This window comes from Drouetiella sp. (assembly GCF_059504425.1).
In genome coordinates this window covers 16,796-40,525 of the sequence record NZ_JCACIN010000063.1, presented here as the reverse complement: position 1 = coordinate 40,525, position 23,730 = coordinate 16,796, and the positions used below count along the sequence as shown (strand labels likewise).

The following is a 23,730-nucleotide window of genomic DNA, read 5'->3' as shown; positions in this document are numbered from 1 at the left end:
ACAACTTTATTTTGGAAGCACTCTTCTATGTGGCTTCACATTAAATTGGTATTAACCTTATCTTTAAAGTGAATGTTCTTTTTTATCATCTTATTTTCTACGCTATTAACTATAAAGGAGAGTACATGGACGTTAGTGAGCTTGGTTTTCCAATTAAGCAATACCCAGCCTGTGCCGAAACAGAGTAATTTGGCGGCAGCAGCAGCCCAACACTGCGTTGGTGCGGACGTTACAGAGGCTATCTGTGAGAGTTCAAAGTTATCTGCCGCCGCTGCGTTTTACCGTTAGCCCGTTCAGTTGTCTGCGGGGAGAGGGCAGCAACCTTATCGGTTAGTGTTCAAAGTCCAGCTTTACCAGGATATTTAAGGGCGATCGCAAAATCCTCAAGAGTACCCTTAAGGGGAATTCAAAAGTTGGGTTACATCCAATAATCTCAAACGTGTGAACCCGCTACTTGCTGAAAAGGTGAAAGCGCCCTCATGTTACAGGCTCCTGAAGTATTTACAACGGAAAGGCTTGTTTTACGCCGCCCTCGCCTCTCAGATGCAGAGGCAATCTTTGAATACGCCAGCGATTCAACAGTCATTCACTACATGGATTATGGTTCTCGTACTGATGTCAGCGAGGTTGTAAAATCCCTTGAGAGCCGTCCGGCAGAATGGGAATCAGGTAGTTTCTCCTGGGTACTTACAGTCAAGCCCGATGATCGACCCATTGGTACGATCGGTTGTTGGTTAGAAGATCATGCGGCTGGTTTTGGTTATCTGCTCAATCAGAAATATTGGGGACAAGGTTATGCAACAGAGTCCGCTCGTGCTGTAGTGGAATGGGCAATTAGCTTGCCAGAAATTTATCGGGTTTGGGCAACTTGCGATACGGAGAACCTTGCTTCAGTTAAAGTTCTGGAGAAGAGTGGTTTAGTGTGTGAAGGGAGGTTGCGTTGTTATCTGATCCGCCCTAATATTTCAGCAATTCCTAGAGATGCGTTTATGTATGCTAGGGTGCGTGGTGCGAGCTAACCCTTCATGGTAGCGGACGGTCGAAAGCCCCTGGTGCTGAGTTCGAGGTTACTTGCCGCCGCTGCATTTTGCCATTGGGCTGCTTTAAGCTATATACAAGGAGAATATTTCAAGGTTGTGGGTAAGCAGGAGAAATTCATAAAAATGAAAAAAAGCAGCATTTGGCAAACAATACAATACCTCATATTTCCTGGAGTTCCTGCTAGTCTCTGCATCTTGTTTGGAACAGCTGTATCAATCCGAGGACTCTCAGATTATCAAACTGCGGGTGATTTCTGGAATAATGCTATTGAAACTAGAGGCACCATCGTTAAGACAAGTCTTGAATCTAGAACAGCGTCGAGTGGTGGTATTCCCATATCGCATGCAGTTAACGTCTCCACTATTCAATTCATAACTCAACATGGAGAGATAATCACATTTGAAGGCGATGATGATATGTGTGTCGATCGTCCGAACTCTAGTCTCTGCATGGGAAGAGAAGTAGAGATTGTATATGACTCTAGTAATCCTCACCAAGCAATAGTCAAAGGAAGTGCTAGTCCTTTGGCTAGACTCAGGTATGGCATTGGGTGGGGCATGTTTATCTTGCTTAGTGGAATAGTAATTATGGTTGCTCCCACTCGGCATAACTAATGAAGTTGAAGAGTGCTAGGACAAGCAATTGTAGCCCAACGACGTTGGAGCCGAACGCCTTGAGCTGAATTAGTTAGGGTCGCAAGATTATCTGCGTCGGCTCAACTATGCCATTAGGCTGCACTGTCTTTTAGTGGACACATCTCACCTACCTAGGTGCAATTCTGCCGCCCGTTGCAAGCAAGGTAGTGAACCGCTTACCCTAATCTCGTGACAATCAAGATAGGGCGATAGTCCCGACTGGTACATCGAGCGTAGACATATCGATCACCAGACGATAGCGCACCTCTCCCCGATCGAGCCGTTCAAACCCATCCTCAATATCCATAGCCGAGATAATTTCGACATCAGCAGAGATATGGTGCTGGCTACAGAAGTCCAGCATCTCCTGCGTTTCAAGCGTACCTGCCACCCCTGAGCTTGCCAGCCGTCGCCGTCCCAACGTCAGGAAGACGGGACTGAAATCCAGATTTGCGGGAATGCCAAGACAGCAGAGCGTCCCGTCGAGTTTGAGCGATCGCAGATACGGGTTTAGAGGATGACGAGATGAAACAGTATCGAGAATGAAATCGAAGCGTGAGGCTTGCTTTGCCATTTGCGCTTCGTCGGTTGAGAGGATTGCCTCATCTGCTCCCAGCGCTTTTGCATCGGCAAGCTTATCTGGCGAGGTACTGAACAGCACAACATCAGCCCCCAGCGCATGCGCGAATTTCACTGCCATGTGACCTAGACCGCCCAAACCGACAATCCCAACCGTCTTGCCAATCCCTACATCCCAATGACGTAGGGGTGACCAAGTGGTCACTCCTGCACAGAGCAGCGGTGCAACGCTTGCCGGATCAAGACCAGCGGGGAGATGGTAGGCAAACTGAGCGTCGACGACATAGTCATTGGAGTAGCCGCCGCGCGTGATGCTGCCATCCTGCCTGTCGATGCCATCATAGGTGGTGGTCACTCCCTCCAAGCAATATTGTTCCAGCTGGCGTTGGCACGAAGAGCAATGACCGCAAGAATCGACGATCGTGCCCACCGCCACCGCATCACCGACTCGGAACGTTGTGACATCTGTGCCGATCGCCGTCACCTCACCCACGATCTCATGCCCTGGAACGAGCGGAAAGCGGCTTACCCCTCGAATGGCGTGCAGATCACTATGGCAGATGCCACAGAACTGAATTTTTATGGTGATGTCGGTCGGTCGCAATTGCCGACGCTCAAATGCCCAGGGAACAAGGCGATCGCCCTGATTGAGAACCGCAAGTCCGTAAGAGAGATCGATCGCAGTGTTCTGCTTAGTCGTTTCTGACATGTGCTGTTTTCCTGGTTGTGATCTGAGGGGAATGAATATGCAATGCTCTAGAAGGCGCTTGCTGTCGGGCGAACAATGATTTCATTGACATCCACATCTTCAGGTTGAGCGATTGCATATAAAACGGCTCTGGCGATCGCATCTGGCATGAGTGCAGTCTTGCGAAGTTCTTGTAAAAAACCTTTGCTGGTATCATCCGTGATATCAGAGCCAAGTTCGGTTTCGACTACGCCAGGAGAGATGAGGGTAACGCGGATATTTTTTGACTCCTGACGCAGCCCATCAGAGATTGCCCACACCGCATATTTTGTAGCGGAATAGACGGCGCTGGTGGGTCCCACCATGTGCGCGGCGATCGATGCCGTATTGATAAATTGTCCACCGCCTTGCGCTTCCATGATTGGCAGTCCCGCCGCAATGCCATTCAATACGCCGTGGATGTTGACATTAATCATGTTGTCCCACTCCTCGACTTTTAAGGCATTCATCCGCGATAGAGGCATCACACCTGCATTGTTAAAAATCACATCCACGCGACCAAATTTATCTTTTGCAAAGTGAATGAATGCTTTCACATCCTCGCGATTTGTGACATCGACTGCTTTGAATTCTGCTGTGTTACCTTGATCACGAATTTCCTCGACAATCTTGCCGAGCTTCTCTGTCCGCCGCGCCCCCAAAACGACTTTTGCGCCATTTTGAGATAGCAATCGAGCGGTTGCTTCACCAATTCCACTACTGGCGCCAGTAATAGCGACAACTTTTTCGTTAATGTTCAACATAGTCATTTTTCCTGATTGATCTGCTTCTATTTACATTAGAAGTAAAAGCAAGAATGCTAAATACACAGACCTCGCAAGTTATTGCCTAATCCTCCAAGTTGGAATTTTTTGAGTGCTCTATAATGCTGAATGGAGCAGGATTCAATGAGTCGATAGAACAACATGACAACTGAAATCATTGGCTCAGTTATCAATCAAGGTGAGATCGCGAAGCAGTTCCAAGAATTAGCGGCACTGATCACCCGGCACACGGATGGCAAGGGGGATGGGTTTCATCAAACCGCGATTGCTCAATTGGAATTTCAGCGAGAATCTTTAGTTTCCACTGCACTACGCGGTGTCTGTGACCCGATCTTTGCAATTCTAGTTCAAGGTAGAAAAGAACTGTTGCTGAATGAGGAAATCTATCGGTATGGTGCGGCTCAATACTTGGTTGTTTCAGTTGATTTGCCGTTAAGCGCATTTATTACAGAGGCGACTCCCGACAAGCCTTATCTAGGATTTAAACTAACGTTAGATTCCCATCAGCTGTGTGACCTAATTACTCAAACCAGTACGATTCAGCGTCAGCAAGAGAACGCTGTGAGAGGACTGTTTGTCAGCACTATTGACATCCCATTGCTCGATTGCGTTCTCAGACTGACAAAGCTTTTAGATACGCCACAGGATATTCCAATCCTTGCGCCGCTAATGATTCGTGAAATCTACTATCGCCTTTTAATGAGTGAGCAAGGCGAAGCAGTTCGTCAAATTGCCACATCTAGCAGCAATATGCAACGGATTGCAGAGGTGATAAAACGGCTCAAGGCTGATTTTGTCCAACCGTTGCGGATTGAGGATCTAGCAGGACAAGCGAAGATGTCTGCCTCCTCATTTCATCACCACTTCAAAGCCGTGACAGCTATGAGTCCGCTGCAATATCAAAAGCAATTAAGACTATTAGAAGCGCGCCGTCTAATGCTTTCCGAGAACTCCGATGCGTCTAATGCTGCCTATCAGGTGGGGTATGAGAGTGCTTCACAGTTCAGCCGTGAATATTCTCGGATGTTTGGTGCGCCGCCGATTCGGGATATTGAACAGTTACGAATAGCCTGAACATGACTCAGCGATCGTTCAAAAAATCTTGACACAATCGCCGAAAGTGATCGCCCCTCTGCTCAAAATTAGGATATTGGTCAAAGCTGGCGCAGGCAGGTGAAAGCAAAACCACTTTTGCTCCAAGCTGGTGCGCTAGTTCTGCCCCTCTTGTCACGGCACAATCCATCGTTTCCACAATTTCTATATTGGCGTAGCCCACCTGTTTGAGGCGTTCTGCAAAGGCAGGAGCGGCTTTGCCAATCAGCAAAACGGCGATCGCTCTGTCATGAATAGTTTGCAGCCAGCCTGTATCATCTCCGGCTTTAGCCTCTCCCCCGGCAATCAAAATCACGGGTGCTGCTACTGAAGATAAGCCGACTTGCGCCGCGTCATAGTTTGTCGCTTTGCTGTCGTTAATAAAATCAATTCCCTCCCATGTGCAGAGATATTCTAGGCGATGGGGTACTCCAGGGAAAGCCGCAACTGCTTCAGCGATCGCCTCTCGTTCAATTCCGGCAAGCCTTGCCGCTAAGACTGCCATCAGCAGGTTCTGCTGGTTATGTGCTCCCACCATCCGTAAAGCTGAGGCTTCGACGATCGGTTCACCGAGAGCCATTACCCACCCGTTCTCTAGGTATGCCCCGCGATCGGCATCGCCCAAGAGTCCGGCTCTACCTGTTACGCTCGTCCAGCAAGCCTGTGACCACTGATCAGAGGCTCCCCGCAAATAGGGATCATCTCCGTTGAAAATCTGATGCTGCGACTGTTTTAGCAGCTGGGCTTTGATGCTGTAGTAGTTCTCTAGGGTTTTGTGCCGACTGAGGTGATCAGGGGTGAAAGTCGTCCAGATGCCAATTTGGGGAGCAAGGGTGGAAGAAGCCTCAATTTGGTAGCTGCTGAGTTCTGCGATCGCCCAGTCAAGCTGAAAGTCAACCTGACCCGTGGCAGACGCCGGATAGAGTGTGTCGAGCGCCAGATCGCAAGCCGCATAGCCAATATTTCCACAGGCAGGGGCATGAAGTCCGGCAGCCTGAAAGATGGCGGCAATCAGAGCCGTTGTGGTGGTCTTGCCATTGGTGCCTGTAATACCCACCCAGGGATAAGACTGGAGCGATCGCCATGCCAATTCCATCTCGCCGATTGTTTCGATGCCTAGCGATCGGGCTTCTATAAGCGCAGGCAGATTCCAGGGTACACCAGGGCTAACCACAATCCGCTGCATCAGATCAGGCTGGGGCTTAAGCCGATGCCCCAACTGAACGGCAATACCCTTTGTTTGCAGTTCCTGCTGAGTCTGCTGGAGCGCATCAGACGTTCCAGAGTCGCTGATGGTGACTTGCCAACCTACCTGGTGTAGCAGGTGAGCAGCGGCAATTCCCGATCGCCCCAACCCTATCACATAGGCACTCCTCGTCTCAGCTCTAAGCATTATTTCAATGGCCACTTCGGATTTAGCGACTTCAGGCAAAGCAGAATCATAGTACCGCAGTGAGGGTTCACCCCGGCATTTGAGCGGTGAATTTGTATCGATGTAAAGCCAAATTGGACAGAAATTGCGACCTAATAAAATTTTTTATAGTCAAAAGGCGAGTTTGCCCTCACTAATGTAGTCTCAGATGCAAAATGATTTCTTCAGAATTGGTGCAATCATTCAAGCCGTGGTTTTGATAAATGGTTTCCGCATCAGTTTCCCGCAACAATGCCCAGATCTTAAAAATTTGGTGTTTCTGATGCGGCTGTGTACTGAATCTCCCCGATCTTTAGCATTTGCCCGTGTAAACTCAGAGAGATTTCTGAGTTTACGGTATTATTTACCACAACGTACGTTTCAGACATATCTTAAGGATCATGCTCGTGTTGAAGAAAGTTTTCCTGACTGTACTACTTGCCATCTGTTTCTTTGGTGGTCCTCTGGCAGACGCTGCCTGGGCACAAGACGATAGGGTCGCGGGTCTGCTTGACAGTGGTGACACGGCTTTTATGTTGATTTGCTCGGCGCTGGTTCTGTTCATGACGCCTGGACTAGCGTTTTTCTACGGGGGCTTGGTGAAGTCTCGCAATGTCCTCAACACCATGATGATGAGTCTGGTGCTAATGGGTATTGTGGGAGTCACTTGGGTGTTGTGGGGCTATAGCATTGCTTTTGCGCCAACTGATGTTTCCCCGATTGCCGTGGCTGCTGACGGTGTGCCCACGTTTACCTATACGTCAAATCCAATTATCGGTAGCCTTAGATGGCTGTTTCTAGGAGGTGTTGAGGCAGGTCAACCTGATCCAATCGGGTATGCACCTACCATTCCTCACCAGGTTTTCATGATCTACCAGATGATGTTTGCCATCATCACCCCGGCACTCATCTCTGGAGCGATCGTTGAGCGCATGAGCTTCAAGGCATACTTCTGGTTTGTCTTGCTGTGGTCTACGCTGATTTACGCTCCTCTGGCTCACTGGGTCTGGGGTAAGGGTTTCATTGGGATTAATATCGGCGCTCTCGACTTTGCAGGCGGCACGGTGGTTCACGTTAGCTCTGGTATTTCAGCGGTCGTCGCCGTTTTGGTTCTGGGTGCACGCAAAAATTATCCGGCTCAACCCACCGTTCCTCACAACGTGCCTTTCGTGATGTTAGGGATTGGAATGCTCTGGTTCGGCTGGTTTGGGTTCAATGCTGGAAGCGCCGTGGCGGCAGGCGGATCTTTGGCAACGGTGGCTTTCGTGTCTACAGCGATCGCTCCTGCTGCTGCGGGTCTGACTTGGGTCGTGATGGAATGGGTGCTGCGCGGTAAGCCGACTGCGGTCGGTATTGCCAGTGGTTTCCTGGCTGGTCTAGTGGGAGTTACACCTGCCGCTGGTTTTGTGACCCCGATCGGCGCAATCTTGATTGGCTCTATCACCTCAGTGGTTTGCTTCTTTGCAGTCAGCCTGAAAGCGAAGCTTCAGTTTGACGATTCGCTGGACACTTTCCCAATCCATGGAGTTGGGGGAACGGTTGGAGCGCTGCTCACAGGCATATTTTGTACCAAGGCGGTGAATGCTGCTGGTTTTGATGGTCTGCTGTACGGCAACCCAGGTCAGCTTTGGAACCAGTTCTTGGGAGTGGCTGTCACCTATATTTTTGCGGGTATCGGGACGTTCCTCATTCTTAAGTTTCTGGCGCTATTTATGGATCTGCGTGTCAAGCCTTCCATTGAAGATCAGGGCTTGGATGTCAGCGAACATGGTGAAGAAGGTTACGGCGAGGAATTTGTGGGCGGAATGACCCTAGTCGAGGATTCTATCCCGCAGACGTAGTTCTTTGCAGCAGCGTTCTTTGCAGCAGCTCTCATGATGAATTTCATATCGGGGAGTTTGCGCCCGCAGGGCGCAAACTCCCCCAACAAAGTCCGAAAAAAGCCCGCCGCAGGCGGGCTTTTTTCGGACTTTGTTTCAAAATAAGAATTGCTGAGTTCTTTGAGCTAGATTTGTGTAAATTCTGGATTCATTTAGACAAGGTAAGGGGTTGCAGGATTGCAGCCCCTTTTTCAATAGCAGATTTTAGGAACCGTCTGAGATAATAGCTAAACAAGATTACTCAACAAGCTCAGCTTGACCGACAGGGGGAATGGGATGAAGCGCCAAGATCTACAGATCTTCACTCGACAGATCTTCATAGGGGTGTCGCGGAGCAGCGCGGTTCTCTCAATTCTTTTGCTGTCTGCGGCTACAGCGCAAGCTACAGCGCGATCGGCGAACTGGATGCCAGCAGTGCTTCCAGACAGCCAAGTGATGACGATCCGTTCGCCGCTCCTCGCCCAATCACTCTCACAGAACGAGCAGCAAGAGCTAGAGCGACTGCGTAGCCTGAGCCGCACGACAACGCTGTTTAACATCATGCTGGGGGTGTTGGCGGTACTACTGACGGCAGCAATTGCTGGACTCTATCTGTTGCGGCGATCGGTAATCCGAGAAGTCACGGCCATTGTTCAAACGCACCTGAAAGAACTGGGCGATCTAGAAGGGCAGATTGGCGTAGCGAAGCAAGAAGTTAGAAAGCTATTGCGAGATTACGAGCATTATGCTGAGGATTTGGGCAAAGATGCCGAGTCGTTTCAGCAGGAAATTGAGGAAAAGCGGGGGACATTGGTGCGGCTAGTTGCCGAAGTGGCGCAGCGTCAGCAGGAGACTGCTGGGGCGATCGCCCAACAGCTAGACGTTGCGAAGCGGCATCTAGATGAGCAGCAAGCAGGATTTGCGGCAGAGTTAGCTAATCTTCAAGGCGTAGCGCAAGCTCAGAAAGATACAGCGCTACAGTCCTTTGCCCAGTCAGGAATCGAATTTGCTGGAGAGCTGGATGTACTGCGATCGGCAGCCCAGCAGCACAAAGAAGCAACTTACCAGCAGTTGGGACAGCTTCAAGCTGAGCTATCGCCCTATCTGGATAATCTACGGCAATCTACCCAAACCGAAACGCAACAGCACAAAGAGGCAGCCCTGACGCAGCTCCGCCAGATCGAAGCCGAATTTGCTGGACAGCTTGTCGCCATTCAGACCGATGCTGCTCAGCGCCGAGATCAGGTTTTCGCTAATTTGGACAGCCTCCGAGCCGATCTGATGGGTCAGCTCTCCCAGCTTCAAACTGATACCCAAAATCAGCTAGATACCCTGCGGCAAAGCCTGGAGCAGCTTCAGATCGAATTGGCAAATCAGCGATCGCAGCTTCAGCTTGAAGCCCAGACCCAGCGAGACGAAATGCGGCAGGGCTTACGGCGTTTGAGCGAAGATTTTGCCGTGCAGCGATCGGATCTGACCGCCGATACCGAACGCCAAAAAGCCGACATTCGCCAGAACATTCAGCAGATGAGCGTTGAGTTTAAGGCGCGGTTGGCAGAGCTACAGGCCGATATTCAGAATCAGAAGGAAGCAATTCGGCAAAATATGGTGCAGCTCGATGCCGCCTTTGTCCAACAGCAGGCAGACCTCCAGCAGGCTGCCCAGGCAAAAAGAGCCGATCTCGATCGCCTGCTCACCCAGCTTGAAACCGAAATGGCGGCAGAGCGATCGCGTCTGCAGACCGATGCACAAGCCAAGCAAGCCGAACTCCAGCAAGCCCTCGATCGTTTGGAAGCCGACTTTGCCAGCCAGCGATCGGGCTTAGAGGGCATTGCCCAAGTCCGTCAAGAAGAGTTGCAGCAAGTCATCAACCAGCTTCAAGAGGCTTTCACGGCTCAGCTGACCGAACTTCAGGTCAGCGGCAAAGAGCGGCGAGATGCCATCCTCAAGAGTCTAGAAAAAACCGAAGCCGATTTGGTGGCGCAGCTTGTGACCTTGAAGGCAGATGTACAAGCGCAGCGCGATAAAATGCGGCAAAACCTGGAAAGGTTAGAGGGGCGCTTTGCCGACCAGCTTGCCGACCTGCAAACGGGAGCCGTTGCCCAGCGCGAGGCGACGATTCAAAATTTGCGGACGTTAGAAACGGAGGTCGCCACCCAGCTGACGGCACTGCAATCCGCCGCCCAGACCGAAAAAGACCAGATTATGCAGCGGCTCTCGGAAGTAACTCCCCAGTTTGTTGCTGACTCCTTCATCGTCGCCACTCAGCAGCGCCTGGACGATCTCTACAGCCAGTTTGAGACGTTGAAACAAAGCCAGCCGGAGCTATTCTTTACCCCTGCCGACTATATTCAGCAAGCCGAAACGCTGTTTGCCGCCGGACAGCATGAAGCCGCGATCGCCTTCTCGGAAAAAGCGATTGCCACCCAGCCCGATAGCCCCTCTCTGTGGCTGACGTGCGGCATGGCGTTGGCAGAGCTAAAGCGTAATGACGAAGCTCTGACCGCCTTCGACAATGCTCTCAAGCTCCAGCCCGATAGCGCGATCGCTTGGTATCACCAAGGCATTCTCCTGAAGGAAATGAAGCAGTACGACGCGTCGTTGGCGGCATTCGACAGCGCTCTCAAGTTCCAGCCCAACGACTACAAGGCATTGCTGAATCGCGGCGTGACTCTGGGACGGCTGAAGCAGCCCGATGAAGCGATCGCCGCCTTCGATAAAGCCCTGGAGATTAAGCCCGACTACCACGAAGCCTGGGTAAATCGCGGCGTAATTTTGGGCACAATGCAGCGCCCTGAAGAAGCCTTTGCCGCCTTTGACAAAGCCACCGAAACTGATCCCGATAATTCCACCGCCTGGCTCAATCGCGGGTTGTCTCAACTTGAGCTAGAGCGCTACGAAGACGCGATCGCCTCTTTCGACAAAGTGACCCAACTCAAGTCTGATTCGCCCAAAGCCTGGGACAGTCGCGGCTATGCCCTGCTGCAACTCGGACGCGACAAAGAGGCGATCGCCAGCTTTAATCGCGCCCTTAAAATCAAGCCCGACTATGCCAGCGCCCACTACAACAAGGCGGCTTGCTATGCCCTGCGCGGCGAAGCCGACCTGGCCCTAGAAAGTTTGCAAAAGGCGATCGATCTCAACCCCAAATATCGCAAGGAAGCCAAGACCGATACCAATTTCAGCGAACTCGCTCAGGATGACTGGTTTCAAGAAATCACGGATGTTAAATAGCGGCGCCGCAACCTATGACTACAGCCACTCGCTCCTATGACTTTATTGGATTTGGGGATGAAGTTCCCGGAATTTTGGCGCTAGTCTCTGCTGCCAGAGAATACTACAGCCGCACAGGTCGCTATCCCAAGAGCGTCCTGATGCTGCGAGGTAATGCTCAAGACGGTGTGGGCGGTCATCTGGTGCGCGGCAGGCTAGCCTACCTCGATCGCAGCAGCGTCCCAGAGCCTACCCGCCGAAACTTTTACCTGGAGAACTTTGGCGATCCCCCCGCCATCTATCGGGAGTTTTTGCAGCGATCGGGTGTGGACAAAGTGGCGCTCGACCCCGGCAATGCTACTCTGGTACTCCGGGAGATGATGGGCGAAGTTGGGATAGATATTCTCAGCAACGCCAAGGTTGCCTCTGTGCTTAAATCGGGCGGCAAAATTACGGGCTTGCAGCTTGCTAGAGGCGAGACTTTTTTGGGCAAGCAGTTCATTGACTCTACGGTAAATGGTGAACTGGCACAGTTGGCAGGCATTAAAAAGCTGGTAGGATATGCGTCGCTGGGCTTGCCAGAGGCTGAGCTGTCGGTAACGCTGGTTTTTACAACTCAGGGACTTAGTCCGCAGACCTTGAGAAATATTGAATATGCTTACCTCAAGCGCTTCATCAACGCATCGGATGTAGAAGCCCAGAAGTGGATCGACATAGCGGCAGGCGGCGATGATTCTCTGGCGCAGTTTCTAAGAAACTCGCTGACCCGTGCCTATGGACAGCTCAATACTATGGATTGGGGCACAGACTACATCGATGTTTATAGCCGTGCTTTGTCGATCGCCTATCATGCCTTCCGAGGCTCCAAGCACTACCTGCCTGAAAGCAAAGCCATTTTCGACAATCCCAATATTGCGGTGCTTCCGGGCGATCGCCTGTTCTGGAACGGAGTGCTGTTTTTTGTCAACGCCGCCCAAGCTGAAGCCTTAGCCCGTGGTGGAGCCAAACCCACAGCCGAGATGCTACAGGAAATGGGCTATGTTGAGCGCTGGCTCAAGAGTTTAGGGGCAACATCAGTGAGGGTCGCTCCAGAACTCTACATTCGCCATGCGGGCAATATTGTCGGTGCGGTCGAGCCGCTCAGCGGTGCCCAAATGACGGCGGGTGGCGTATCTGCTGCTCAGGCATTGGGCACCTTCGGCTACCACTTTGACACGCGCGGCGGCATTCTCGGTCTGTGGCAGCGGGCAGCGAAGGTCGGCGTGAAAAAGTTTGCCTTCAAAGCGCCGCTGCTAAACGTGGGGATGCGCCACGCTTTTTTCAAAGAGATTTCTAATCTAGCCGTAGTTAGTCCAGCCTCTGGATTTACAGGCGGCGCTAGCGCTGTGGGACGAATTGTGGAATTTAATGTGGCGGTCGGACAGGCGGTTGGCATTGCCATGGCGATCGCTCATCTCAGCAACCGTAACCTCTCGGATATCGCCAACTCAGAAGTGCATAATATCCTGGTGAAGACAGACAGATTGCCAAAAATCTACGGCAGATACGATCCGACCGAAACCTCCACCATGGGAGATTTTGAGAGACGGATGTATGATGCAAGTCTGGCCGTTTCGGTAGACTTTGATGGGGCGATCGCCTAGCCGCTGGCTACTGCCCATACCACGCTTTTTTCCACTGCTGCATCTGAGAAATTTCCTGCTGCTGACTGCTGATAATCTCTTGAGCGAGCTGCTTAATTTCGGGGCGATCGCTCTTCTGCAATGCCTCTTGTGCCATCACGAGCGCGCCTTCATGATGGGGAACCATGGCGTTGATGAAGCGCAGATCAAACTGGTTATCTGCGGCTCCCAAGTCCACGTTCATCATCATGCTCGATTTCATCTCGGCAGACATCGGCATCATGTGCCCCATTTCTGCGCTGTACATCATTGGCGTATCCCCAACATTGGGATACCATGCCTTTCTCCACTGCTGCATCTGGGCAATTTCTTTTTTCTGAGCCTCAATAATGGCTTGAGCCAACTGCTTGATTTCAGGTCGCTGCGACTTTTGCAGTGCCTCTTGCGCCATAACAACGGCTCCGTCGTGATGGGGAGTCATGCCGTCTAAGAAGCGCAGGTCAAAGTTTTCATCCTTGGGGCCTAGGCTCATGTTCATAGAGCCATGATCCTTCATAGAGCCATGATCCATCCCTGGCATGGATTGTGCCCCATCTGGCGAGGTGCTAGCAGAGGGGCTGCTGGCATCAGGATTGGAACAGGCGCTCAGAATCAGGGTTCCAGCAAAAGCGAGGGATAGTAAGGGAGTTTTAAGTTTCATAGGTTTGTGGGTTAATGCATTTTATGCGGTTTCTGCTTTACCCTTCGATCGAGCAGAAATCTATCTGAGCCAGTGTATTTCTATTATCTTTACAAATGATTATGAAATTGGCATGACGAGTAGCGAGCTGCTTCTTCACTATAAAAACATAATCCTGTAAGACTCATTTTATAGCGGTTTAATCTGCTGCAAATGGCGATCGATTTTCCTGACCTCTAGGCTTCACTCTGTATCAATGAAGCAGGACTCGGATCATCGGAGTCAATAGACAAAACCTTTTTCTAAAGGCTTTTGCTAATTTTGGTACTGATTCAGGCAAAGAGCATAGACAGGCGAAAAGTGTTTTGCCTATCACGAACTTTGTCTTCGTCGGGCTGCAATTCAAGGATAGGTTATGCGTATTTCAGTTGCTACAGTGTGTGCTTTTGCCGCTATTTTAGGCAGGGATATTAATCAGCGGACGATCGCGGCTCCCCTCATAGCAGGCGATTCGAGCGGAGGAGACACAACCCAGCGTCTGCCTGTCCCGGATGTGAATATTCCTGCGCCTGATATTGCACCGCCTGAAAATATCGCACCGCCAAGCAATGTCTCGCTACCAGACCTTATTCCCCTATCAGACCCTATTCCCCTATCAGACCCTATTCCAAATCCCTCGGTTCCGTCTGCTCCGTCCTTAGAACTGCGACCTCTGGTTGTGCAAGTAGAAGCGATCGATATTCCGGTTCCCTACCCTATCCCGGCTGAAGCTAAGGAATCGCCAACAGAAGAGTCTTTGCCCTTGCTTCCTGACTCCCTACCCCCTACCTCCCCAACTCTTACTTCCCCACCAGCGCCAACAGCAGTTTCACCCGCCCTAGATAACTTTACGCCTGCGCCTAATCTTTTTCGCCCGACGCAGCTTGACGAAGTGGAAACCCAGGAGGTTGTTCCTATTACTCTGGAGCAGGCACTAGAGCTGGCACGCCGCAATAATTTGGAGCTGCAAATTGCTCAACTAGAGCTAGAGCGGACTCAGGCTGCCCTGCAAGAGGCTCAGGCGGCAAACTCGCCTACGGTGGATGCCACGGCTGATTTGAGCGCACAACGGGCAAACGATCGCGATAACAATACTTCCGCAGATGCTCTGTTGGGTGGTTCGGTAGAGGTTAACTATGACATCTATACTTCGGGACGGCGATCGGCATTGATCCGGGCGGCTGAGGGACGGGTGCAGGCACAATCGCTGCAAGTCAAGACGGTTGCCGAAACGCTGGAGCTAGATATCACCAATGCCTACTATGATCTTCAGCAAGCCGATGGACAGGTGAGAATTGCCCAGGCTGCAGCCGCCCAATCGGAGCTGAGTTTACGGAATGCGATCGCCACAGAAGAGGCAGGCATCGGCACTCGATTCGATCGCCTACAAACGGAAGTTGACTTAGCCAATGCTCGACAGGAGCTAGTGATTGCCTTGAGTCAGCAGCAGGTCGTGCGCCGCCAGATCAAGCGACGGCTGAATATTGCCGAGTCGATTGGTCTATCGGCAGCTGACCCGGTGCAAATGGCGGGCACCTGGAATTCTAGTTTGGAAGAAACGATTCTGTTGGCTTACCAAAATCGGGCTGAGCTAGAACAACAGCTAGTGCAGCGAGACATTAGCCAGCAGCAGCGTCGTGCCGCTCTAGCAGAGTCAAAGCCCCAAGTTTCGGCGTTTGCTAACTACAGCGTTCAAAGTTCTCTCCTTCAAGGCAATGGTTTGAATGACGATTACCAGGTGGGTGCTAGAGTGCGTTTTCGTCTCATTGACGGCGGTGCATCTAAAGCCAGGGCAGCTCAAGAGGCGGCAAATGTGGCGATCGCTGAAGCCAGATTTGCTGACACCCGTGACCAAATTCGCCTTGAAGTGGAAGAAGCTTATTTGACGCTACAGTCTAATTTCGACAATACTCAGACTGCATCTCAGGCAGTCAATGCAGCAGCGGCAGCTCTGGATCTGGCGAGGCTGCGATTTCAGGCGGGGGTAGACACCCAAACCGATATCTCTCGATTGCAAACTGAATTAACTCGCGCAGAGGGCAATCGTCTTCAGACTATCTTGGGCTACAATCGCGCTCTAGCCGCATTGCAGCGATCGATTAGCCAAATGCCGTTTACGGAACAGCCGCCGACCTAGACTTTAGACGTTGTACAAAAAAGAGACACTGTACACAAAAAGGGCGAACGATGGGGATCGAACCCACGAATGGAGGTACCACAAACCTCTGCCTTAACCACTTGGCTACGCTCGCCGTACGGTTATGAATTATAGCATCAGACTAGGGTGAGAAGGCAAGAGGTAAAATGCCTCGGACGGGATGCTACTAACCTGCCAGAGATTTTAGCAGCCACCCCAACATCACGCCCAGCCCACCAAAACGAACGGCCTGCCAAAAGACTTCTTTCAACCCGCTCCAAGAAAAAAGCTGGCTCTCTAGGGCAAGTTCCAGTCCTTCAAGCTGTTGCTGGATTTGCTTCAGTTCAGCCTTCAAAGACTGAGAGCGATCGCGCCTCATTTGGCGTTGGGTTTCGCTAAGGCGCTGCTGTAAAACCTCCTGCTGCTGACGATCTGCCTGAACTTGGGCATAGCGCGCCTTGAGCAGCAGCAAAGATTGCTCTACCTCTTGGAGAGATTGCTCAAAGTCAGTTTCATGAAAGTCAGCATCGGGTTGAGGAGGTTGAGGAGACATTATTATGGGGAGTTTTATTGACGTTGTACAGTAGAGATAGCGCTGGCATTTCACCCAGCTCGTCAGTTTGCAGCTGTCGTAAGTTTGCTTAAGACATTTTTGGTGGGGCGCTTCGCGCCCCACCAAAAATTTCCCCGTCCTAACCGCCTTGGCGGTTGCTACAATAGCTCATCATTTTAATGAATATGTCTGATTCAAGTCAGGTTACTTCTCAAATTGTCTCTAATCAGGTGCCGATTAAAGCATTGCCTAGTCCTAGAGCCAGTAGCTTGTCAGATGGTGCTAAGCCTGTTTCTGAGCTGAGTACAGTAGAACTGGCTCAGGCGCTAGCAGAACGTCTGGCGATCGCCCCAGACGACTGGCATCGCCTCAAGTCAAACCGTAAGGTGCGGGCTGGAGAACAGGCGGCAGCAGCGCTCGTATACCTGCTTAAAGATCAGCCTCAAGAAGCCTTGGCAAGGCTGCACCAATCGGTAGGCTGGCTCGATCGATCCATTTCAGCACCGCCCTGCCCCACTCATGGGCATTGAGGTGTGACTCAAACCTGCCACTCAAAAGCCTGAAGCCGCCGATACTCATAGGCTCCCATAATTGCCCCCCAGAGTGAAGCGCCCGTTTCTAGGTCAACGCCGCGATCGTAGCTGAGAAAGCGATCGGCACTCACCTCAAAGCCTAAGCTCACCTGTCGGGTTTGCCCATCATACTGAAAGCAGCATTTGGTATCGGGTTCTGGCTCTGCTTTAAACCCAATGCCAGATTGCCTCACGATAAGCAAGCAACCTGGCAGAGCCTCCAGATCTTCCAGGCTTAGCGTCTCTAACAGCTGAGGATTGGCTCCCGCTCCTTTAAATTTTTCAGGCTGCTGAAATGCCCAATACTGAACTTGAAACACCTGGGGATCGTCGGTAGGCTTTAGTTCGGCAATGCGCTGACGGTAGGGGCGATCGCTGTACAGGATATTTGCTTGTTCTGCAAACAGCGCCAGGTTGCCATTAATCCGCTGAGGCAAAGGGCGATGCCACAGCCGCAAATGCACAAACCAGACGGGCTGATCGAGGGCTTGCGCCTTATTGTCAAATTCGCCTGTCAACCATTGAGCAAGGAGTGGCAGAGACATGGGAAAGATAAATATGAAATATTTATAACTAGACTTTAAACCAATCAAGTTAGAAAAAGGCAGTTATGGCTGTCCTGAGCAAACTGGCGACAGCTATAGGAGCGCGATCGTATTCAGAAGTTTGGGTATGGTCATCCTAACCGGATTTCTTTTAGAGGAAATAGCGATAAATCTCGCGTCGATGGCGGACTCTGGTAAAGGTTATAGCGTTGTCTTCGATGAAGAGACTGATGCGGTAGTCGCTCACTCGAATTCGATAGGCTCGATCGTATCCTTTGATTTTCTTGAGGTCAGAAATTTGGTCAATGCCGCTGGTAGGAATTTCTTCAAATGCTAAATGTCTAATCGTTTCGTAAATGAGAGATTTTTTGAGCGCTTTCAAGTCTCGGATGAAACTTGGCAAATCATTGCCGATCACGGTTTTTCTAGTTCTAACAAGGCAGCCTCCAGACTGAGGGGGTTTCGGAGGAAACTTCCTGCATTGCTCCGGTATAGCCCCTCGTCTTCTGGGGCTTTCTGGGGCTTCTAGTAATTTTTGACTGAAGCTACTGTAACCCTGTCTCTGCCACGACCGCGATCGCCCTTCAGCTTTGAGCCAAGACGATCGTGACGGGCTAGGCGCGATCGCCTCAGTTGCTGTAGCATTCCCCGTGTCACGGGGTGATCTGAGGGCTATCCTAACGCGATTTACCAACAGTTGCTAAAACAGCCGCTCGACTAATTGATCACGCGTCAGGTTGAAATGTTGGGCAATGTCTTTCAAAATCGAATTGAGCGTGCCCACTTTGATGGGGCTGTGATTTGGAATCGTAACGTGATGTTCGCCGTTCTGCTGTGTTGTCAGGCGAATATGGCTTCCGGTTTGGCGATCAATCTGATATCCCAGTGATTTGAGTGCCTGCGCCAACAGTTCATCCGACAAGTCTCGCGGCAGTTTCATGAGGCAATCACTTCGTCATGTACCACATGAAGGCGAATCAGCTTGGGGCGGGTTTGCTCATCAGGAAAGTGACAGTGAACCGCGTCTCGGACATATCCTTTGAGTTCTTCCAGGCTATCTGCTTGGGTAAAGATAGATTCTCCGATCGCCCTGGCAGTATAGCCACCGTCGGGATCATCTTCAACTAAGAAAATAATTTCAGTCATCGGCTCGTCCTGATCTTTGAGGTTCAATTTCAGTTATACCCGCGATCGCCCTTCAGCTTTGAGCAAGAGCGATCGCCCCTAGCCTTTGACGATCGCCTCAGTTACTTCAGGACTGCCTGTGTGGTTGGAGCTTTGCTGCTGGAACCTATGAAACTGCCAGCTCTGAGTGCAAAACTAACAACTCTTCAGCATTGAGAGTTGCCATTGCATACTCGCAGCCTTGAGCATCGGAGAACTCTACTTGATAGAATCGATCGCCGTTTTGTTCGTAAACTTCGACGATCGCGCCAATTAATTCAGCAGGTAGTTGTTGAACACTGGCGTAGGCTGGCTCTAGCAGGGTGAGGCGATTGGCTGGAATATCTTTCAGTAATGCAACCGTATCCAGGAGTTTGGGTGTAGGTTTCATCGTTTAATAAAGGCGATCGCCGTTGGGTAATTTCATGCCGCTGATGGATGGCTGACCCTAATGATATCCGCGATCGCCCTTCAGCTTTGAGCCAAGACGATCGCCCTTAGCCTGTCACGATCGCTGTTATTCAGTTTTCCACTCACTTGTGGAAATATCGGCAGTTGTCATGATGTTTCGTAAGGTGCCCATAGGAAGATCGCGTCCCTTGTGATACGGCACAATCACCTGAAGCTGTCGTTCTGAGTTGCGCCACTTGCGATGGCTGCCTTTCTGAGAAACTAATGTGAAACCGTAACGGCGCAAAATCGCTTCAACCTGGTCAACATTCATCCGTCGATCGCGGGTCATCCCACAAAAACCTCGCGGGTGAGAGCGCTAGCGGGAAGTTCGATCGCATCGGGTTCTAAGTAGAGTTCAATCGCTTCTTGAATATTCGCTAAAGCTTCTATTTCAGTAGCTCCGGCAGAAACGCAGCCGGGTAGTTCTGGACACCAAACTGCCCATTCTCCAGTTTCAGGATCAGGTTCTAGAATGACGCGCCATTTCATAGAGTCTCCGAATTCTGTTCTATCTCAGTCTACCCGCGATCGCCCCTCAGCTTTGAGCCAAGACGATCGCGCCTAGCCTTTCACGATCGCCTCAGTTGCTCTAGCATTGCCTGTGTCGTTGGATGATCGGATAACTGCCCGGTTTGCCCTGCCTACATTGCTTCTCCAATCATTCGATAGAATTAGCCTCAAGGAAAGTAGCGATAAATTTCCTTGCGATGTAGAACTCGAATAAAGTCCACTGAATTAGATTGAACCGCGATGCCGATTCTGTAATCTCCAATCTTGATACGATAGTGGTTGCCTTCGGCTTTAAGCTTGCTAAGATTGCTGACTGCCTCAAGACTCTCAGCCCCTTTTACTCAATGACAGCCTACTTCTTCAATAGCGGCAATTCGTTGCAGCAGTGAGGCATCGCGGAGTTTACGCAGGTCTTTTTCAAAGCTTTTTCGGAACTCAACCTTCACGCTTGCTGCTCCAGCAGTTTGAAGATATCGGCTCGGCTAGCTGGTTCGGTAGCTTCGCCTTCTACAATCGCCCGTTCTAGCCCAATCTCTTCGATCGCTTCTGCAATTAGATCGGTGAAGGCATCGCGATTTTCTTGGAACAGCTCAAGCAGTGCAACTTTGACGATCGCTTTAAGTTGAGTTTGATCTAATGTTAGCTCAGACATGATTGTCTCCGGTCTTCAGGTGGGTGTCTACTAAGCTGATGCTTAAGACTTAGGCTATGCCACCATACTACTCTTTGCCTCTACAATCGCCTCAGTTGCTCTAGCACGTCCTGTGTCGTTGGATGATCGGACAACTGCGCGGTTTGCCCTGCCTGAATCACCTGCCTCAAAAACTCAACGAAATTACCCCAAACGGTTTGGAAGGTGGGATGGGTTTCGCCCAGTTGATCGTGAAAAATTACCACTGCCCGAAGATACAAAGGCTCGGCATCACTGTAGCGTCCGGTGGATTGGTACAGCGCTGCCAAATTGTTGAGGCTGCCGGCAGTGTCGGGATGGTCGGCTCCTAACTGTCGCTCATTAATTTGCAGCGATCGCACATACAAAGGCTCGGCATCACTGTAGCGTCCGGTGGATTGGTACAGCAATGCCAAATTGTTGAGGCTGCTGGCTGTGGCGGGATGGTCGGCTCCTAACTGTTGCTCTCTGATTTGCAGCGATCGCACATACAAAGGCTCGGCATCACTGTAGCGTCCGGTGGATTGGTACAGCAATGCCAAATTGTTGAGGCTGGTTGCCACAGCGGGATGGGTTTTGCCTAGACGGGTTTCGGCGGTTGCTCGGCATTGTTCCAACCACGGTTGCGCCTGAGCATAGGCCGCCTGTCCTTCGTAAAACCAGGCAATTCGAATGTAGGGCGTAATCAAGTCATCGTCTGTGAGGCAGTCGGTGAGGGCGGTTGCCACTTCTTCTAGATGGGGAATGAGAGGCGTGAATTGGGCGATTAGATCTAGCGTCAGGGTTTGGGGAATTTGTTTTGCCTCTGCCACCATCACCCGACACAGGGTTTGCTGCATCGCGGCTTCGGCTGGCATTTGCTGCCGCTTTGCCGCAAAGAATTCTCGCAAGAGCTGATGCAGTTGGTATATGCCTGCCTCTGAGGGTTGCAGCAGATGCAGCCCCAGCAGGTCTTCGTCTCGCACATCCTCCAGATCTTCCTCATTCCACTCTGGCAAACAGGCTTGCACCAGCCGCCAAGCGATCGGCGCGAGGGCAAACAAACTCAGCCATGCGGCTAGCTCTTTTGCCGACGGCTTTAGCTCTTGCCAACTCAGCTCAAACGCCGCCGCCACCCCCAGCGATGCCGTCATTCCCGGTTCGGCTTGCAGCAGCGCCCTTGCCTCCAGCCGTTTTTCTTGCAGCCGTTGCAGCAGGGTGGCGATCGACACCTCTTTCCTGCGCGCCAGATACCGCCCCACCAGCTCCAATCCCAACGGCAAATAGCCCACCCATTGACAAAGCTGCCGCTCCAGACCTCCGATTTCTTCAAGAAATCGAAGGTCTTTGACCTCTCCGCCCTGGGTGACGATCGCCCTCAGCAAATCTAGCGCCGCTTCTTCCCTCAATACCTCCAGCCGCAACTGCCGCACCGATGCCCCCAGATCGACCCGCGTGGTCAACAAAATCTGGAAGCGATCGCCCCTCGGCGGCAGGTAGGGCTGAACTTCGGCATAGTTGCTTACGTCATCCCAGATCAATAGCGCCTTGCCCTCGCGCCAGTGGCTCCAGCAATAGGCGACCTGCTGCGACAAATCCAGCTCAGTCGGTAGCGATAAGTCTAGGTAAATTCTGGCAAAGCCGACAATTTGAGTGCCGATGTCTTCCCGCGATCGCAGCCAGCACACCCCCCCCGGATATTGGTCTTGCGCCAGTGCGCCATAGGCATATTGCAACGCCAATTCAGTCTTGCCAATGCCGCCCATGCCCTGAATCGCCGTAATTGCCAGCAGGTTAGATTCTTGGAGGCGATCGTGCAGCGTTTTTAGGTCGGCTTCTCGCCCAACAAACTCAGTGGCTCCGGTGTAGGGCAAATTGTGGGGCGTGCCTCGCTCTGTCGGTGCCCTTCCCGACGACTCCAGTCAATCAGATTGGGGAGCAGATCCAAAATGAAAGGTCGGATTTCCCTGAACTTGAATCACGGGCTGATTGGGATCATTCACCTGTAATCCCTGCGCTTGCCCGGTTACATACTGCACGTTCCGCGCCTGAATATCGTTGTTCGTTACTTCCAGATGGATCTCTGCCGCCAGCTTCTGCGCTTCCTGCTTCAGTGCCAGATCAGATTCCAAAACCTTATGTAGATAGGTTATCAACTGCTTTTGAGCCTCTGTCGAACCCTCCGCTGCCTGTTGCAAGATTTGATCGGTGCCCGGTTTGCCCCGTAAACATTTCTCCCACATCAACTTGCCCAACTGCTGCACCTTATCCGGCAGCATCTCCACCGCCTTTTCGCCCAACTTAGACCCCACGCCCTCATAAAACTTATCCAATATTGCCTTAGCGATCGGCGTAGCTAGCAGCAGCGTAATTTGCTCAATCATGGGGGGAAAACGCAGAAAACTACTGGCTTAACTTTACTTCAGCCGCCTCTATTTGTCGCTGATTTGCTTGCTATTGGGCGCTCGCAACGCAGAAAATGCCAACATTTTCACTCTCACCGAGAAACGTCAAGCTTTGAACTCGAAGCGTTGAGCTTTGAACAGCAACTGTCGAGCTTTGAACACGAAACGCCAGCCTTTGAACACGGAACGCCACACTTTTTTCGAGAACATTTCTGTTTAGAACTCGGAACGTCTCACTTGAAACAAGAACAATGCAGCTTCAAACAGGAAACGCCACACTTTTTACTCCAATGATGCAGTTCAGAACACGAAACATCTCACTTGAAACTGAAATACTTCTATTTCAAACCAAAACACTGCTGTTTCAAGTGACATTAATGGAGAGGGCGATCGCAATTTTTGTTTTTGAGGGGCGATCGCTGACACTCTCGCTCTAATAAACCTCATCATGAGAGCCAAGCGCTAAGGCAGAAGTTCCTCTTGCCCTAAATCCAGTTCTGTCATTAAGTCAGTGACAGAGCCGCGTTGAACATTACCTGTGGCGTAATCCCGTTCGGCTTCAGAGACTTGCCCTAGCAGATCTTCTCTGCGCTGGTGTTTAAGGCGCTGTTGAACGAGGTTTAGCAATGCTGCCTGATCCTCCAGCGACAGAGCTTCCACAGCCTCGATCGCCTGTTGAAATGTAGAGGTTTTCTCAGTTTGCTGCATGATTAGCGCCTAAACTCTCTGCCCTATCGACCGCCGTTTTCATTCTAATCGAATATACTTCGTCACCACACTCATCCATTTGCCCGTCATCGGCTCCGGCTGCAAGTCGCTCCACTCATCGGCATTGGCAACCGCCTTTAGGTGCAGCGTGTGAATCATCGTGATCACGCCCGTGCGCGAACTCACCACAATTAGTCGTACCGATTCACGATCGCCCCTCGAATACTGCAACTCGCTGGGGGGCAAGCTGTTGGAATCTGGGCGATCGGATAGAAAATCTTCAGTCATAAAATCATCTCAACTAAAGTGTGATCAAATAATACACTAAATTCTTGTTTTGAAATCAAATAAG

Annotated in this window: 25 protein-coding genes, 1 tRNA gene and 1 pseudogene; 8 read left to right on the top strand and 19 right to left on the bottom strand. The window is 51.1% G+C overall.

What is annotated here, in order from left to right; all coding sequences use genetic code 11:
- Positions 1-479: 479 nt before the first annotated feature.
- A complete protein-coding gene (locus tag AC5JMP_RS15450) occupies positions 480-1,019 on the top strand; it encodes a GNAT family N-acetyltransferase (RefSeq protein ID WP_495852376.1) in 540 nt (179 codons plus the stop codon).
- Positions 1,020-1,025: 6 nt separating this feature from the next.
- On the top strand, positions 1,026-1,655 hold the full coding sequence (locus AC5JMP_RS15445) for a DUF3592 domain-containing protein (protein ID WP_495852375.1): 630 nt from the start codon (positions 1,026-1,028) through the stop codon (positions 1,653-1,655).
- Positions 1,656-1,872: 217 nt separating this feature from the next.
- Here AC5JMP_RS15445 and AC5JMP_RS15440 read toward each other — a convergent pair whose 3' ends face one another.
- Together AC5JMP_RS15440 and AC5JMP_RS15435 are read right to left on the bottom strand one after the other, a co-directional pair.
- Positions 1,873-2,964 carry an NAD(P)-dependent alcohol dehydrogenase gene (locus AC5JMP_RS15440; protein WP_495852374.1) on the bottom strand — a complete coding sequence of 364 codons (1,092 nt, stop codon included), beginning with the start codon at positions 2,962-2,964 and terminating at the stop codon, positions 1,873-1,875.
- 47 nt (positions 2,965-3,011) lie between these two features.
- On the bottom strand, positions 3,012-3,746 hold the full coding sequence (locus AC5JMP_RS15435; protein WP_495852373.1) for an SDR family oxidoreductase: 735 nt from the start codon (positions 3,744-3,746) through the stop codon (positions 3,012-3,014).
- Positions 3,747-3,908: 162 nt separating this feature from the next.
- Here AC5JMP_RS15435 and AC5JMP_RS15430 point away from each other — a divergent pair, with 162 nt between their 5' ends.
- Entirely contained in the window at positions 3,909-4,841 is a 933-nt protein-coding gene (locus tag AC5JMP_RS15430; protein WP_495852372.1) for an AraC family transcriptional regulator, read from the top strand.
- A gap of 7 nt (positions 4,842-4,848) precedes the next feature.
- On the opposite strand, the gene murD is transcribed toward AC5JMP_RS15430, so the two are convergent.
- Positions 4,849-6,252, bottom strand: coding sequence for a UDP-N-acetylmuramoyl-L-alanine--D-glutamate ligase (gene murD, locus AC5JMP_RS15425; protein ID WP_495852371.1), 1,404 nt, complete (start codon positions 6,250-6,252; stop codon positions 4,849-4,851).
- 482 nt (positions 6,253-6,734) lie between these two features.
- Between murD and AC5JMP_RS15420 the strand changes: the two genes are divergently transcribed.
- From AC5JMP_RS15420 to AC5JMP_RS15410, 3 genes are all read left to right on the top strand, one after another.
- Positions 6,735-8,111 (top strand): ammonium transporter, encoded by a 1,377-nt coding sequence (locus AC5JMP_RS15420; RefSeq protein WP_495852378.1) that lies wholly within the window; start codon positions 6,735-6,737, stop codon positions 8,109-8,111.
- A 315-nt stretch (positions 8,112-8,426) separates the two neighbouring features.
- Complete coding sequence (locus tag AC5JMP_RS15415; RefSeq protein ID WP_495852370.1) at positions 8,427-11,363, top strand: tetratricopeptide repeat protein; 2,937 nt, start codon at positions 8,427-8,429, stop codon at positions 11,361-11,363.
- Positions 11,364-11,377: 14 nt separating this feature from the next.
- Complete coding sequence (locus AC5JMP_RS15410; protein WP_495852369.1) at positions 11,378-12,985, top strand: FAD-dependent oxidoreductase; 1,608 nt, start codon at positions 11,378-11,380, stop codon at positions 12,983-12,985.
- A gap of 7 nt (positions 12,986-12,992) precedes the next feature.
- On the opposite strand, the gene AC5JMP_RS15405 is transcribed toward AC5JMP_RS15410, so the two are convergent.
- Entirely contained in the window at positions 12,993-13,664 is a 672-nt protein-coding gene (locus AC5JMP_RS15405; protein ID WP_495852368.1) for a DUF305 domain-containing protein, read from the bottom strand.
- A gap of 394 nt (positions 13,665-14,058) precedes the next feature.
- Here AC5JMP_RS15405 and AC5JMP_RS15400 point away from each other — a divergent pair, with 394 nt between their 5' ends.
- Positions 14,059-15,819 (top strand): TolC family protein, encoded by a 1,761-nt coding sequence (locus tag AC5JMP_RS15400; protein ID WP_495852367.1) that lies wholly within the window; start codon positions 14,059-14,061, stop codon positions 15,817-15,819.
- A gap of 42 nt (positions 15,820-15,861) precedes the next feature.
- Here AC5JMP_RS15400 and AC5JMP_RS15395 read toward each other — a convergent pair.
- Together AC5JMP_RS15395 and AC5JMP_RS15390 are read right to left on the bottom strand one after the other, a co-directional pair.
- A tRNA-His gene (locus AC5JMP_RS15395) sits at positions 15,862-15,934 on the bottom strand.
- Positions 15,935-16,006: 72 nt separating this feature from the next.
- Complete coding sequence (locus AC5JMP_RS15390) at positions 16,007-16,372, bottom strand: sll0565 family protein (protein WP_495852366.1); 366 nt, start codon at positions 16,370-16,372, stop codon at positions 16,007-16,009.
- Between the two features lie 185 nt (positions 16,373-16,557).
- On the opposite strand from AC5JMP_RS15390, the gene AC5JMP_RS15385 reads away from it, so the two are divergent.
- A complete protein-coding gene (locus AC5JMP_RS15385) occupies positions 16,558-16,902 on the top strand; it encodes a DUF6439 family protein (protein WP_495852365.1) in 345 nt (114 codons plus the stop codon).
- An 8-nt stretch (positions 16,903-16,910) separates the two neighbouring features.
- Here AC5JMP_RS15385 and AC5JMP_RS15380 read toward each other — a convergent pair whose 3' ends face one another.
- From AC5JMP_RS15380 to AC5JMP_RS15320, 13 genes and pseudogenes are all read right to left on the bottom strand, one after another.
- Positions 16,911-17,489: a chromophore lyase CpcT/CpeT gene (locus tag AC5JMP_RS15380; protein ID WP_495852364.1), complete on the bottom strand. Its 579-nt coding sequence runs from the start codon at positions 17,487-17,489 to the stop codon at positions 16,911-16,913.
- Positions 17,490-17,640: 151 nt separating this feature from the next.
- Positions 17,641-17,907, bottom strand: coding sequence for a type II toxin-antitoxin system RelE family toxin (locus AC5JMP_RS15375; protein ID WP_495852363.1), 267 nt, complete (start codon positions 17,905-17,907; stop codon positions 17,641-17,643).
- 282 nt (positions 17,908-18,189) lie between these two features.
- Positions 18,190-18,429 carry a type II toxin-antitoxin system HicA family toxin gene (locus AC5JMP_RS15370; protein ID WP_495852362.1) on the bottom strand — a complete coding sequence of 80 codons (240 nt, stop codon included), beginning with the start codon at positions 18,427-18,429 and terminating at the stop codon, positions 18,190-18,192.
- On the bottom strand, positions 18,426-18,635 hold the full coding sequence (locus AC5JMP_RS15365; protein ID WP_495852361.1) for a 2-oxoisovalerate dehydrogenase E1 subunit beta: 210 nt from the start codon (positions 18,633-18,635) through the stop codon (positions 18,426-18,428). The genes AC5JMP_RS15370 and AC5JMP_RS15365 overlap by 4 nt, the downstream gene beginning before the upstream one ends.
- A 145-nt stretch (positions 18,636-18,780) precedes the next feature.
- Positions 18,781-19,044, bottom strand: a complete 264-nt coding sequence (locus tag AC5JMP_RS15360) for a DUF4926 domain-containing protein (RefSeq protein WP_495852360.1) — start codon at positions 19,042-19,044, stop codon at positions 18,781-18,783.
- Positions 19,045-19,170: 126 nt separating this feature from the next.
- A complete protein-coding gene (locus AC5JMP_RS15355) occupies positions 19,171-19,395 on the bottom strand; it encodes a type II toxin-antitoxin system HicA family toxin (RefSeq protein ID WP_495852359.1) in 225 nt (74 codons plus the stop codon).
- A complete protein-coding gene (locus AC5JMP_RS15350) occupies positions 19,392-19,595 on the bottom strand; it encodes a type II toxin-antitoxin system HicB family antitoxin (protein WP_495852358.1) in 204 nt (67 codons plus the stop codon). The genes AC5JMP_RS15355 and AC5JMP_RS15350 overlap by 4 nt, the downstream gene beginning before the upstream one ends.
- A 188-nt stretch (positions 19,596-19,783) precedes the next feature.
- A pseudogene (locus AC5JMP_RS15345) lies at positions 19,784-19,900 on the bottom strand (type II toxin-antitoxin system RelE family toxin); the annotation flags it as partial.
- A gap of 158 nt (positions 19,901-20,058) precedes the next feature.
- Positions 20,059-20,268, bottom strand: a complete 210-nt coding sequence (locus AC5JMP_RS15340; RefSeq protein ID WP_495852357.1) for a hypothetical protein — start codon at positions 20,266-20,268, stop codon at positions 20,059-20,061.
- Between the two features lie 80 nt (positions 20,269-20,348).
- Positions 20,349-22,139, bottom strand: a complete 1,791-nt coding sequence (locus tag AC5JMP_RS15335; RefSeq protein ID WP_495852356.1) for a tetratricopeptide repeat protein — start codon at positions 22,137-22,139, stop codon at positions 20,349-20,351.
- Between the two features lie 48 nt (positions 22,140-22,187).
- Positions 22,188-22,649 (bottom strand): hypothetical protein, encoded by a 462-nt coding sequence (locus tag AC5JMP_RS15330; protein ID WP_495852355.1) that lies wholly within the window; start codon positions 22,647-22,649, stop codon positions 22,188-22,190.
- Between the two features lie 483 nt (positions 22,650-23,132).
- Entirely contained in the window at positions 23,133-23,378 is a 246-nt protein-coding gene (locus tag AC5JMP_RS15325; protein ID WP_495852354.1) for a hypothetical protein, read from the bottom strand.
- 39 nt (positions 23,379-23,417) lie between these two features.
- Positions 23,418-23,666: a hypothetical protein gene (locus AC5JMP_RS15320; RefSeq protein WP_495852353.1), complete on the bottom strand. Its 249-nt coding sequence runs from the start codon at positions 23,664-23,666 to the stop codon at positions 23,418-23,420.
- Positions 23,667-23,730 lie beyond the last annotated feature (64 nt).